The sequence below is a fragment of the Bacillus sp. FJAT-49711 genome (assembly GCF_018343715.1).
Lineage (GTDB): Bacteria > Bacillota > Bacilli > Bacillales > Bacillaceae_C > Lederbergia.
Genome location: NZ_JAGYPL010000002.1, coordinates 387199 through 400403 on the forward strand (window position 1 = coordinate 387199; position 13205 = coordinate 400403).

The 13205-nt window shown below is 37.2% G+C and carries 10 protein-coding genes and 2 pseudogenes; 8 read left to right on the forward strand and 4 right to left on the reverse strand.

Translation table 11 applies throughout. The annotated features are described in order from the left end of the window. The first annotated feature begins 87 nt into the window (after window positions 1-87). The 3 genes from KHA96_RS09525 to KHA96_RS09535 all read left to right on the forward strand — a co-directional run bounded on the left by KHA96_RS09525 (window position 88) and on the right by KHA96_RS09535 (window position 3492). Complete coding sequence (locus tag KHA96_RS09525) at window positions 88-2037, forward strand: sensor histidine kinase (RefSeq protein ID WP_213129073.1); 1950 nt, start codon at window positions 88-90, stop codon at window positions 2035-2037. Window positions 2038-2123: 86 nt separating this feature from the next. Next, window positions 2124-2963: a KPN_02809 family neutral zinc metallopeptidase gene (gene ypfJ / locus KHA96_RS09530; protein ID WP_213129074.1), complete on the forward strand. Its 840-nt coding sequence runs from the start codon at window positions 2124-2126 to the stop codon at window positions 2961-2963. A 40-nt stretch (window positions 2964-3003) separates the two neighbouring features. Beyond that, window positions 3004-3492 (forward strand): cupin domain-containing protein, encoded by a 489-nt coding sequence (locus tag KHA96_RS09535; RefSeq protein WP_213129896.1) that lies wholly within the window; start codon window positions 3004-3006, stop codon window positions 3490-3492. Between the two features lie 184 nt (window positions 3493-3676). Here KHA96_RS09535 and KHA96_RS09540 read toward each other — a convergent pair whose 3' ends face one another. The 3 genes from KHA96_RS09540 to KHA96_RS09550 all read right to left on the reverse strand — a co-directional run bounded on the left by KHA96_RS09540 (window position 3677) and on the right by KHA96_RS09550 (window position 6643). Further along, window positions 3677-4153, reverse strand: a complete 477-nt coding sequence (locus KHA96_RS09540) for a DUF2975 domain-containing protein (RefSeq protein WP_213129075.1) — start codon at window positions 4151-4153, stop codon at window positions 3677-3679. Window positions 4154-4307: 154 nt separating this feature from the next. Next, entirely contained in the window at window positions 4308-4784 is a 477-nt protein-coding gene (gene nrdG / locus KHA96_RS09545) for an anaerobic ribonucleoside-triphosphate reductase activating protein (protein ID WP_213129076.1), read from the reverse strand. Beyond that, on the reverse strand, window positions 4781-6643 hold the full coding sequence (locus KHA96_RS09550; RefSeq protein WP_213129897.1) for an anaerobic ribonucleoside triphosphate reductase: 1863 nt from the start codon (window positions 6641-6643) through the stop codon (window positions 4781-4783). Before KHA96_RS09550 ends, nrdG begins: the two co-directional genes overlap by 4 nt. A gap of 247 nt (window positions 6644-6890) precedes the next feature. Between KHA96_RS09550 and KHA96_RS09555 the strand changes: the two genes are divergently transcribed. From KHA96_RS09555 to KHA96_RS09565, 3 genes are all read left to right on the forward strand, one after another. Then, window positions 6891-7805: a peptidase U32 family protein gene (locus tag KHA96_RS09555; protein ID WP_213129077.1), complete on the forward strand. Its 915-nt coding sequence runs from the start codon at window positions 6891-6893 to the stop codon at window positions 7803-7805. Window positions 7806-7819: 14 nt separating this feature from the next. Further along, window positions 7820-9052: a peptidase U32 family protein gene (locus tag KHA96_RS09560; protein ID WP_213129078.1), complete on the forward strand. Its 1233-nt coding sequence runs from the start codon at window positions 7820-7822 to the stop codon at window positions 9050-9052. A gap of 108 nt (window positions 9053-9160) precedes the next feature. Further along, window positions 9161-10426, forward strand: a complete 1266-nt coding sequence (locus KHA96_RS09565) for an MFS transporter (RefSeq protein ID WP_213129079.1) — start codon at window positions 9161-9163, stop codon at window positions 10424-10426. A gap of 63 nt (window positions 10427-10489) precedes the next feature. Here the strand turns inward: KHA96_RS09565 and KHA96_RS09570 are convergent, their stop codons facing one another. After that, on the reverse strand, window positions 10490-11722 hold the full coding sequence (locus KHA96_RS09570; protein ID WP_213129080.1) for an EAL and HDOD domain-containing protein: 1233 nt from the start codon (window positions 11720-11722) through the stop codon (window positions 10490-10492). A gap of 240 nt (window positions 11723-11962) precedes the next feature. On the opposite strand from KHA96_RS09570, the pseudogene KHA96_RS09575 reads away from it, so the two are divergent. Together KHA96_RS09575 and KHA96_RS09580 are read left to right on the forward strand one after the other, a co-directional pair. Beyond that, a pseudogene (locus KHA96_RS09575) lies at window positions 11963-12877 on the forward strand (GTP-binding protein); the annotation flags it as partial. 139 nt (window positions 12878-13016) lie between these two features. Further along, a pseudogene (locus tag KHA96_RS09580) lies at window positions 13017-13205 on the forward strand (IS4 family transposase); the annotation flags it as partial.

Here is a 13205-nt window from a genome sequence, read left to right on the forward strand (position 1 = left end):
AAAGATTCATATAAAAGGGATGGTAATATTAGAATGAAACTTCGATCGTTTCTATTCCTAATAACTGTATGTTTTCTAGTGTTATGTATGGGACCCAGTATAAAAGTAAGTGGAGAACAAAGAGCAACGGGGGTTTCAACTTTAAATGGAGAATGGGAATTTTATTGGGAAAAGCTTTATACTCCTATAGATTTTGAAAAAAACAATGGCTTGATCGTGCCCAAGAAGGTAAATGTTCCGCAAACTTGGAGTCAATATGAAATAGGAGGCAAAAAACTGCCGAAAGTGGGATATGCCACGTACCGCTTAGTAATAGATTTACCATTAGAAGAGGCAGGTTCAATAAAAGCTTTATTGATTCCGGGGTTATCATCGGCTCATACTTTATGGATTAATGATGAGGTTAAGTGGAAAAGCGGCAAAGTAGGGAAAAGTAAAGACTCATCGAAACCGGGTAATTCCTTGAAAATTGTTCAATTTCAATCTGAATCTAATCAAGTTGAAATTGTTATCCAAGTCTCCAACTTTCAACAGCGAAAGGCGGGAATAACGGAAGCCATTCTAATAGGAGACCCGGAAGAAGTCTATCAATATCATGAAAAAAAGCTCCTCACTAGAGCTATCATTGTAATTAGCTTAATTGTGATGGGCTTCTATCATATTACTTTATTTGCTAATCGTCGGAAAGAACGTTCGCAAATCTTTTTTGGACTTGTATGTATTTTTGTAGCGATGAGATCTGCCCTTCTCGAAGCGGGATTAGTTACATATATTTACTCCGTTTTATCTTGGGAGGCAGCGAGTAAACTTGAATATTTAGGTGCTTCCTTAGGTGTATTATTTTTTACTTTGTTTACATATACACAATATGCTAAGGATATGAATCAAAAGTATAGAAACATAATCATTATGACGATGGGCTTATATAGTGTATTCGTAATGGTAACTCCCGTCATTATATTTACAAACACTATGCTATTCTTTCAAATTCTCATTATCCTTTCTTTTCTCTATTTGCTTTTTGTTTATATAAAAGCATTCATACATAGACGTGAAGGCTCTATTGGTAATATTTTAGCGATATCGTTTCTTTTTTTTACGGTCATCAACGATATTTTATTTTATAATAATGTCGTTAAAACGACGGAGCTTGCTTCAGTCGGTTTATTTTTTTATTTATTTACCCAATCAGTTATCATATCAAAAAAATTCTCATTGTCCTTTATTCGTATAGAAAAATTATCGGAGGAGTTAACGAGATTAAATACAACTTTGGAGCAGCAAGTACATAATAGAACGATTGCCCTTCAGCTTACAAATAAGGAGCTTCATGAAACTAACGAAAAATTAAATGAAGCCCATCAATCGCGAAGCAGGTGGATTCATAATATTTCACATGAAATTGCAACTCCGCTAACGAGTATTCGCGCTTATACGAAAGCGATTTTAGACGGAATAATCGAAAGTGATAAAAAATACATTCAATTACTATATGATCAAAGTTTATACATTTCGCGAATGTTAAATGATTTGCGTGATATGACGGAAATAGAAAATAAAGAAATAAAGTTTAATATGGAGAGAGTTAATATTAAGGAGTTTTGCATCCATATTTTTGAAAAATATAAATGGGATATTGAGAAACAAGGGATTCTTTTTACATACGAAGATTTCCTTCCTGGCCCGGTATTTTCAATAATAGATTCGATGCGGATGGAGCAAGTAATTGTTAACCTCCTGACGAATGCACAAAGATTCGTAGATCATGGAGGAAGCATCACGTTAGAAGTGAGTAAAGAAAATGAAAAGAATGTAAAAATTGCCATCAGGGATAATGGATCCGGCATAAATGAAAAAGATATTAAAGTTATATTCGAGCGCTTTTATAGGGGAAGTGATCAAGGAAAATCGCATAGCGGCTCTGGATTAGGGCTGGCCATTTCAAAGGAAATAATTCATTATCACAACGGAATGATTGCTGTGGAAAGTGAGGAAGGGAAAGGCAGCTATTTTTATATAATGTTGCCGATCATCTAATTTTCATCTCCTAATAAATAAATCTGTCAAACTCGGGTATATCAATAGTATGTTCTTAGAACAGTAGTATTAGGAGATGAAAATATATGAAATGGGAAGGTAGAAGAGGCAGCGCGAATATAGAAGATAAAAGAGGCAAGGGTGGTACGATGATTGCGGGGGGAGGGATTGGCAGTCTAATTCTGCTCTTAGTCTTCACTTTTCTGGGAGGAGATCCCGGATCACTATTGCAAGGGGTTCAACCTCAAGGCTATGATAATCCACCACCGTATGAAGAAACAGCGAAAGAAAAAGAACTATCGGAATTTGTCTCTGTCGTTTTGGCAGATACTGAGGACGTATGGAGTGAGATTTTTAAAGAGAATGGCCTTGAATACAAAAATCCGATATTAGTATTATACACAGATAGTGTTCAATCTGCCTGTGGAGCGGCAAGTTCAGCGGTAGGACCTTTCTATTGCCCTGGGGATCAGAAGCTATACATTGATTTGAGCTTTTATGATGAACTCCAGCAAAGATTTAATGCTCCAGGAGATTTTGCAATGGCTTATGTGATTGCCCACGAGGTGGGACATCATGTACAGAAGCTATTGGGAACGAGTGATCAAGTTGCAGCATTAAGACAAAAGCTAAGCGAAAAGGAATACAATAAATATTCAGTTAGACTTGAATTACAGGCAGATTATTATGCCGGCGTTTGGGCAAATCATGCAGAGAGTTTGAATATATTGGATGATGGTGATATTGCGGAGGCGATCAAAGCGGCAAGTGCTGTCGGTGATGATACACTTCAAAAACAAGCAAGAGGATATGTCGTACCCGAGAGCTTTACACATGGGACGTCTGAACAGAGAATGCGCTGGTTCAAAAAAGGATATCAATCAGGTGATTTAGATGAGGGAGATACCTTTAATACTCAGGAATAATAAAGGAGGAGTTACAGTGCAGTACAATGTCGAGACATTAATGTTTCAGGATGATGGAGAGATTCCTAATAACCCAGATTTGCCCGTAATAGTGTATAAGCTAATTTTTAAGGAGAATCCGGAAGCTATTGAAGATACATTCAATCGTCATAAATGGACCGGGAGCTGGACAGGTGGTGTCTTCAGCTACCACCATTATCATAGTAATACTCACGAGGTGCTAGGTGTTAAAAGGGGAAATGCAACGATTCTTGTAGGAGGAGAGTGGGGCGAGAGGCTAAAGGTAGAGACGGGTGATGTTGTCGTTCTTCCGGCAGGAACGGGTCATAAGAAAATTAAGAGCAGCGATGAATTTGAAGTTGTCGGTGCATACCCAGGCGGGATGAATCCCGATTTAAGAAAAAGAGATACAAAATTACGGGCTCAAGACTTATCAGAAATTAAACATGTACCGATTCCCAAAACAGACCCAGTGTTCGGAGATAAGGGTCCTTTGTTAGAAAAGTGGATAAAACATAAGGAGGATTAGACAAAAGTCTTGTCCTCCTTTTTCTTTTTTTGTCGCTAGGCTGAATTGCTTCTAAGGTGGGGGACTGACTTCTTTTCCCCTTTTTAAAAATAAAAAGATTGGCAGTTCAAAGCCAATCTTTTTCGAATGCTTTATTACATTCTTTCTGGACATTGCTGTTAATGAAAAGCGCCGTCTGGCCACCTCATATTGTCAAATCGTTTTCTGACTTCATATCTAATGCATTTTTAAAAAGTGCTTGAAGAACAGCTGAGAAAAAGGAAATGATTAAGGATGTAAAAATGATGACAAATCCAATAAGAGCAATTCCCGGGTGCAGGGCTTTTTGGGATATGAGTAAGAAAAAACCAAATAAATAGACAATAGTGATTGTATTGGCACTGTACTTAATATGCTTTAATGATGTTACAGCTAAATCTGAAAAAGCGATATTCTTTTCGACATACAATAAAAGCTTTAGAGATTCGTATAAGGCGAGAAAAAATGGTACTGCTGTAAAATACAATCCAATTAGTACTGGATATTTCAAATAAGCATATTCAGGATTCATTTCTGCCACGCGTTTAGCTTCCCAGGGCAGCCAAAGAATACATAAAACTAATATGCTTGCTCCAATAAGCAGAATGACAAGTTTCAAAAACGTAGTCGTTATTCGATCCATCATACACCCCCACAATAATCGTAATAATTACATTATAACAAGTATTTATCGTTTATCAATAAAAATTTATTAAAAAAATACAAATATTTATTGATTTAGGAAAGTATAATATAAGATCTAAACCTGTTTATTTTGATGAATAGTGTGAAATCTTCTAAATGGCAGCATTCGTAAAATCAACAGATGTAAGATTTATGATGCGTTGATTTTTACTTCCTTTAAACGATAATGTCAGGTCACGCTCTTTAAGAACAAATGGTCCATCAACGAGAACATCACAGCAAGAAAGTAGTTTGCGAAAGTACGGATGTGAAGAAAAAAGCAATTGTTCTAACGTATACCCGCTATATATCCATATGTTTTTTCCAAAGCTTTTGAGTATTTTCGCTAATTCATAAACTTCCTTCGCCTGAAAAAAGGGTTCACCGCCTGATAGTGTCACATCAGTTAGAGGGTTGCTTACGATTTCTTTTACCACGTCGTCTACTGTCATTTCTATACCATTATTATGATTCCAGCTCTTAGGGTTGTGGCAGCCTTTGCAAAAATGGGGGCAGCCGGCGAAGAAAACGACCGTTCGCAACCCTTCGCCATCAACGACTGAATCATGAATAATATTCATGACCTTCATTTATGCTTCACCCTTTCTTGTTCCTCTGCACGTTTTGCTGAATTCCACTTTTTCATATCTCCGACTAAATAGCCGGTAATACGTCTAATTCGTTCTATGGATTGCTGATTATTATTGTGGCAGCTCGGGCATTCATTATCAATTATGCCGGTGTAGCTGCAAACTTTACAACGGTCTACGGGATGGTTGATGGACCCATATCCGAAGTCATTAGCTGCCATCGTCTTAACTAACATATTGAGTGCGGTAATGTTTTTAGACACGTCACCATCACATTCAATATACGATATGTGTCCGCCATTACAAAGTTTGTGAAAAGGTCCTTCTTTTTTTATTTTATCGATAGCTTTTATAGGATAGTAAACGGGAATATGGAAGGAATTTGTATAATAGTCGCGATCGGTTATTCCTTTACGTATTCCAAACTCATGTTGATCCTGTTTTGTAAATTTTCCTGATAGCCCTTCTGCAGGAGTCGCGATAAGGGAAAAATTTAATCGATATATTTCAGATGCCTCATCCATCCGTTCTCTCATATGTTGAATAATATCATACCCTAGTTCGAACGCAGATTCACATTCGCCATGATGTCTACCAATAAGAGCGACTAATGCCTCAGCAAGTCCGATAAAACCAATACTTAAAGTACCGTGTTGAAGAACTTCTTCTAACGTTCCATCCCTATCGAGTTTTTCGCTATCTTTCCATACATGTTGGCCATAAAGAAAGGGAAAATGCTTTGCCTTTTTCATAGCTTGAAAACGAAACCTTTCAAGTAATTGTTTGATAGCTAAATCGATGTAATGATCAAGCTTACGCAGGAATGTTTCGTATGTATTGGATGTCAAAGCTATTTTCACGAGATTAATAGACGTAAATGAGAGATTTCCTCTGCCAATACTATTCTCTTTTCCGTTTACATTGGCCATTACTCGTGTTCGACATCCCATGTATGCGACTTCGGAATCTGGCGTGCCATTGTAAAAGATTGAATTAAAAGAAGAATCGATAAAGCTAAAGTTTGGAAATAGTCGTTTAGCAGTCGTTTCAAGCGCTAGTTCATATAAATCATAATTAGGATCGCTTTCTGCAAAGTTGATTCCTTTTTTTATTTTAAAAACTTGAATAGGAAAAATAGGAGTTTCCCCTTTGCCGAGGCCAGCTTTCGTTGCAAGTAAAATGTTTTTTATAAGCATCCGGCCTTCCATAGAAGTGTCTGTACCATGGTTAATCGAAACAAATGGAACTTGTGCCCCTCCACGTGAATGCATGGAATTGCAGTTATGAATAAACGCCTCACATGCTTGATAGACATCTCGATCTGTCTCTGCCCAAGCCATTTTTTCCAGCTCATTCTCCTTTAAGTTCATTGGATAGCTTTGCAAGCGAATGATATGCTTTTTAAATGTTTTTTGAACATAGGGAGCTAAATCATAATCGAACATAGGGAAGCTTTGTCCACCATGCTGCATATTTTGATTTGATTGGAAAATAATTGAAGCTAATGCCATTGCGCTTGAAATATCATTCGGCTCACGCATATGACCATGTCCAGTATTGAATCCGTTTTTTAGTATTTCCCCTAATGGAATCTGGCAGCATGTCGTTGTTCCTGTAGGCATGAAATCTAGATCATGAGGATAAATATAATTTTCCTCAATCGCTTGTAGGACGGACTTATCTAACAACTTTTTCTTTGCAAAAAATTTCATCGCTTCAGAAGAAAATTTGGACATTTGCCCCATTGGGGATTGCCCGTCAACGTTAGCATTTTCCTGCAGCAAGTCTTGATTACTCGTTTCAATAATCTCGGTAAATACGTGTAGTAGGTCGCTTTCCTTTTGATGTGTTTGAAGTATCGTCTTCATTTGATCACTCCTAATATAAGTTAGATAAAACTATATAGTGTGTTTATTTATTATTCAACACTCTATATATTGTGTTCCATTCTAATTTACTAGAAAAAAAGATTAAATTCCGTGATGAAAGTCACATTCAAAGTGATATCAAAATAATCTTTGTTGTGAGAAAAATCACAGAGGAGAAAATTAGTTTATGATACCCTCTTGATATTGAGGAATTGATGGATTGAAAGAGGGTTAATACATGATAGAAATCATTTCAACGGCGGAATCGAATGATCAAGCTGAGGCGTTAATTAGAGCCGGAGTTGATACCATAAATGTTGGGGAAGATGAATTTGGATTGCGGTTGCCAGCGTCTTGTTCCCGTAATGAGATAAGGAATATTGCTGAATTTGCTCATAAGCATAATAAAAAAATTTGTGTTTCAGTGAATGCGCTTTTTCACAATGATCGCATAGAAAAGGTTATTAAGTATTTACAATTTTTACAAGAAATTAATGTTGATTCCATTACGGTAGGCGACCCAGGAGTCGTTCGTCTTTTAACATTGCATCAAATCAATATTCCATATGTGTACGATGCGCAAACGTTAGTGACTAGCGCAAAACAAATAAATTTTTGGGTGAAACGCGGCTCTATGGGTGCTGTATTAGCACGGGAATTGACATTTGAAGAGTTAAAATCGATACGAGAGCAGGTGGAGGTTCCTGTTGAACTTTTAGTATATGGTGCAACATGTATCCACCATTCAAAGAGGCCGCTCGTGCAAAACTATTTTAACTTTACAAAACAAGAGAAAGAAGAAGGGAAGGGGCTATTTATATCTGAACCTAAAAAGCCGGATTCGCATTATTCCATTTATGAAGACATGAACGGAACTCACGTTTTTGCAACAGATGATATTAATTTAATGCCTTATTTAACATCTATACATAAAGCTGGTTTAACTCAGTGGAAAGTGGATGGAATTTTTACCCGTGGGCAGCATTTCGTTGAAATAGCACGTCTTTTTGTTAAGGCAAAAAACGCGTTAATAGAAGGTAAATGGACCGAAGAACTAATGAAAAATTTCAATATGCAAATAAATTCCTTGCACCCAAAAGAAAGGACATTGAGTGAAGGGTTTTTCTCGAAAAGTCCTGATGAAGTAAAATAGAAAGGAATAGCTAAATGAGAACAATCACAAAGAAACCGGAAGTTTTAGCACCAGCCGGCACACTTGAAAAACTGAAAACGGCCATTATTTATGGGGCGGATGCTGTTTATATTGGCGGAAATCAGTATGGCTTGAGAACTAGAGCGGGTAATTTCACATATGACGAGATGCGCGAAGGGGTAGCGTTCGCTACTCAGCATCATGCGAAAGTGTATGTAGCTGCGAATATGGTAGCGCATGAAGGAGATGTTGACGGAGCGGGGGAATTTTTCAACACGCTTAAAGAAATCGGTATTCATGCGGTCATTGTATCAGACCCTGCTTTAATTGAAATATGCGCTATGGAAGCGCCGGGCTTGCCGATTCATTTATCGACACAAGCGTCTGCAACTAATTATGAAACACTAAATTTCTGGCACGGTGAGGGGTTAGAGCGTGTTGTATTAGCTAGAGAAGTGAGCATGGAAGAAATAAAGAAAATCCGTCAAAAAACAAATGTAGAAATTGAAGCTTTTATACATGGAGCGATGTGTATTTCTTATTCCGGTCGCTGCACGCTATCGAATCATATGTCGAATCGGGATGCAAATCGCGGCGGCTGCTCACAATCATGTCGTTGGAAATATGGTTTATTTGAAATGCCGCAATCTGGCGAACGTATCTCTTTCCTAGCAGGGGAGCCAGAAGAAGACTTTTCAATGAGTGCAGTCGATATGTCCATGATTCGCCATATCCCGGATTTAGTCGAATTTGGAGTAGATAGCTTAAAAATTGAAGGCCGTATGAAATCAATCCATTACGTATCAACAGTTTCCAATGTGTATCGTCAAGCAATAGATGCCTATTGCAGCGACCCTGAACACTATGAGTTCAAGCAAGAGTGGGAGGATGAGCTGTGGAAAGTAGCGCAGCGTGAATTAGCGGTTGGTTTTTACTATGGAACTCCTACTGAAAACGAGCAATTATTTGGGGAGCGCCGTAAAATCCCAGCTTATTCTTTTATTGGCCAAGTGCTGGCATATGATGAAGAAACAAAAATGGCAACGATTCAGCAACGGAATGTATTTGAAGTTGGAGATGAAATTGAATTTTACGGACCAGGGTTTACTCATGTCTATCAAACAATTGATCATTTATGGGATGAAGAGGGAAAAGCAATTGACCGTGCCCCAAATGCAATGATGATTGTAAAAATGAAGGTACATGCCCCTGTTAAGCCTTTCGATATGATGCGGAAAAGAAAATAAAAGACGTCAAAAAGGATAGGCATCCAAATAAGGAGCTTATTCCTTTTTTCATTTCTAAAAGAAGGAGTATAATATAAAGATATTTGATTAAACAGGGAGTCGACATCAGTGGAAAAACAACAGAGCAAATATAGGTGGGTAGTATTTGCAACAGTATTGCTGACCTATTTTTTGATCGTTAGTCAAAGAACAGCACCAGGTTTAATTACAGACCAATTAATGCATGATTTTAAGGTGTCTGCAGCAACAATTGGATTATTAACAAGTATACAATTTTTTGCTTATGCAAGCTTGCAAGTTCCGGTTGGGATATTATCCGATCGTTTTGGACCGAATCTTTTTTTAGTAATCGGGGCATTGCTGAATGGTGTGGGAACATTAGTGTATAGCATCGCGCCAAATGAGTTCATACTGTTTATCGCACGTATGATGGTCGGGATTGGCGATGCGACCATATGGGTTAACCTAGTATTAATACTTAGCCAGTGGTTTAAGGTAAAAGAGTTTATCGGGTTGCTCGGTATAGCGGGAATGTCGGGAAGCTTAGGTGTTTTGATGGCGACTGTACCTTTTTCTGCCTGGATTAACTTAACGGGTTGGAGATCAGCGTTTTTTACAGTTGGAATCATTTTATGTCTTTGTGCCTGCCTTCTTTATTATGTTCTTGTAAGAAAACCGAAGCAAATTATTAAGAATTATCGAGTAATCAATATTATGAATGATCAGACGGAGCCTAAGCGGGAGAAAACCGCTATGCTGCTGCGTAGAATATTCTCCGACCGCCAAGCTTGGGCAACCTTCTTATGCCACTTCGGTCTTGTCGGTACATATATCGGATTCATTGGTTCTTGGGCAGTACCGTATGGAATTCATGTATATGGGATGTCACGATCAAGCGCAAGTCAGCTAGTGATGATCGGCCTTATTGGAGCGCTAATCGGTTCTCCTGTAGCAACATGGATTGCCAGCCGTTTAGGAACAATTAAACGCCCTTATCTGATTTTCCATCTTATTATCTTTTTAAGCTGGTTAGCACTATTTATTGCCGGCGGGAAACCACCGTATGGAATTCTGATTATACTTTTCTTGGTTATTGGTTTTGGAAATGGCGCTAGCTCTTTAACGTTTGCAGTTGTGCGGGAATCATTTGATATTAAAGTCGTGGGAGTTGTTTCTGGTTTCGCCAATACAGGCGGTTTTTTAAGTGCCGTTCTTTTGCCAAGCATTTTTGGAAAAGTACTTGATTACTTTCAAGCTGCTCCTAGCAGTGTAGGGTATCACTATGGCTTTATTATTCCAGTTGTATTTTCCTTGATTGGAGTAATAGGGGGTGCACTCATAAAGGAACAGCAACAAGAAGTAGGTGTGAAATGATAGGAGTAAGCAACAAGATTAAAAGGAAAGTCCATGTGGCTCATTGGATTTTCCTTTTGAGTATTACGGTTCTTCGATTAATTGTTTTGCCCATTCAAAAGCTTCATAATAGCAGCTATGAGCAATACTGTCTTCAAGATGCACTTTTGTACATAAAATGCTAAATTCTTCCCAATCTCCTTTTTCTATAGAAATGATCAAATCCAATGCATCCTTCATCTGATTACGATGTCCTTTTAAAGCTTCACAGATGTTTTCTTGAAGTGGCATGGAATGTAAGATTTCTTCCATGTTTTGACCTAATAATGTATCCATGAGAGAGAGCATCCCAGTTAAGAAATAGGATGAGGCTTCCGTTTGCTTATTCACATGCATTGCAATAAGTTCACACATTTTCGCTCTAACAAGACTGTTGAAAAATATTTCGTTAGACCATTCGCTTCTTACTGTTACACTGCCTCTAATAGAAAGAATATAAAGCCATTTTTTGAGCTCAGCCAGTCCAAGACGGACAATTGCCTGTCTTATTGAGTTTATTTTGCTAGCTGGACGATATGCAGGAGAATTAATCAATTTAAGCAGCTTATAGGATAAAGATAAATCTTGTTCTATTAATTCTGTAATTTTATCTAGATCAGGTTCATCTTTAGATAGGTGATTAATAATGACAAAGTAATTTTGAAAATACTCAGGGACATCCTTAGTTGAAAGAATAATAGGCTTAGAAAAAAAGTATCCTTGAAAGTATTCGTAGCCAGATTTTACAGCTGAATCGTATTCTTCTTTCGTTTCAATTTTTTCAGCAAGCAATTTAAAATGGAAACGCTTCGAAAAGTATTCAATAACTTGTCTAGTTTTTGCGGTAGTCTCTCGAAAATCAACTTTTACAATATCCGCAAGCTTTAATAAAGGATAGGAATATGGGTTTTCTTTATTTAAGACAAAGTCATCAAGCGCTATTTTGTATCCTTGGTTTTTAAGTTCTTTGCATATCTCCACTAATCCATGATTAAATTCTACTGTTTCAAGGATTTCTACAACAATCTCATTTGGTTGAAAATAGGAAGGGAGTCTTATATTCAATAACCTTTCGGTAAAATTAATAAAACATGGCTTCCCGTTTGAAAGCTGTCCGATTCCAATATTAATAAAACTATTAACAATGACATCCGTCGTTGCAACATCTCCGTCTATTTCAGGAAAAATATTATCTTGATTTCTACGATACAGCAATTCATAGGCAAAAATATCTTTTGTTTTTGTAAAAATCGGCTGCCTGGCTACAAAAAAATCCACAAGAATCCCCCTTAAACATTCAGACCCTTTTTTCTAAAATTACTCGTATTTAGAATATTACAAAACTCCCCATTAATATATATAATAATGGAAATAATTACAATTTACTAGTCCGAAGTTCTTAAAAAATCGACAGAGTTTTACAAAAAATATTAATAGACAGGAAAATCGATAAATGACCATTCACTTCATTTGCTATAATGTTAGTAGTAAAGAAAGACTTTGAATTGAGGAACGAATATGAATAAAACGATTGGAATATTAGCGCATGTAGATGCTGGGAAAACAACCTTTTCCGAACAAATTCTTTATCATACGAAAAGTATTCGGCAAAGGGGGCGAGTTGATCATCAAGATACGTATCTAGATAATCATGATATTGAAAGACAGCGAGGAATTACCGTGTTTGCTGAGCAAGGTATGTTTTCCTTTCACAATTCACACTATTATTTAATCGATACTCCGGGACATATTGATTTCTCTCCTGAAATGGAGCGGTCCATACAGGTGATGGATTATGCTGTCATTATAATGAGTGCGGTGGAAGGAATAGAAGGACATACAGAAACGGTTTGGGAACTCTTAAAAAAACATCAAATTCCAACGTTTTTCTTTATTAATAAAATAGATCGTATCGGAGCGGATGTGTCTGCTGTCATAAAAGATATTCGGCTGAATTTAACAGAAGATGTTTACGATGTAACGAATGATCTTTCAAACAGTGAGATGACTGAGAATTTAGCTGAATTTATTGCAGAAAGAAATGAAACTCTTTTTGAACATTATATGGATAAAGGTTATGACAAAGAATTGTGGCTGCGAGCGTTGCAAGATATGATCCACCATAATCAATTCTTCCCATGTATGAGTGGTTCTGCCCTTCAAGATATCGGTGTAGAATCATTTTTAAAAAGGCTAGATTTATTAACGACAACACATTACGTAAATGAAGACCCCTTTTCTGGCCGAGTTTATAAAATACGTCATGAATCAAACAGAACCCGCGTTACTTTTATAAAAGCATTAAGCGGAACTTTAAAAGTTCGTGACGTAGTCAAGTATGGGGGTGTTGAGGAGACTATATCTGAAAAAGTGACCCAAATTCGGGTATATAGTGGGAATAAATTCAGAATTGTTGATCATGTGGAGGCTGGCACTAGTGTTGCACGTTTGTAAAAAAATGTAAGGTCAGACTAAATATTAATTTTCCACCTTGCGGTAAAATAAAAAAACTCCTAATGTAGATAGGGAAAGACGACCTCATCAGTTCCCTACACTACAAAAGGAGCACGCAATGAATAGTGTAGATCAAGATTTAGTCTTTCGTCAATATTTATCTTTATTACCAGCCACAACACTGGCATGCCCATCCCATAATTACAACTTCACAAAATTATCGGATGAATCCTTAGTGAAAATATTTCTCCTTTCGACCCTCTTTCGCTGGGGTAGCCTTCGGGAAATCGAAGTAGCTATAAGGTCG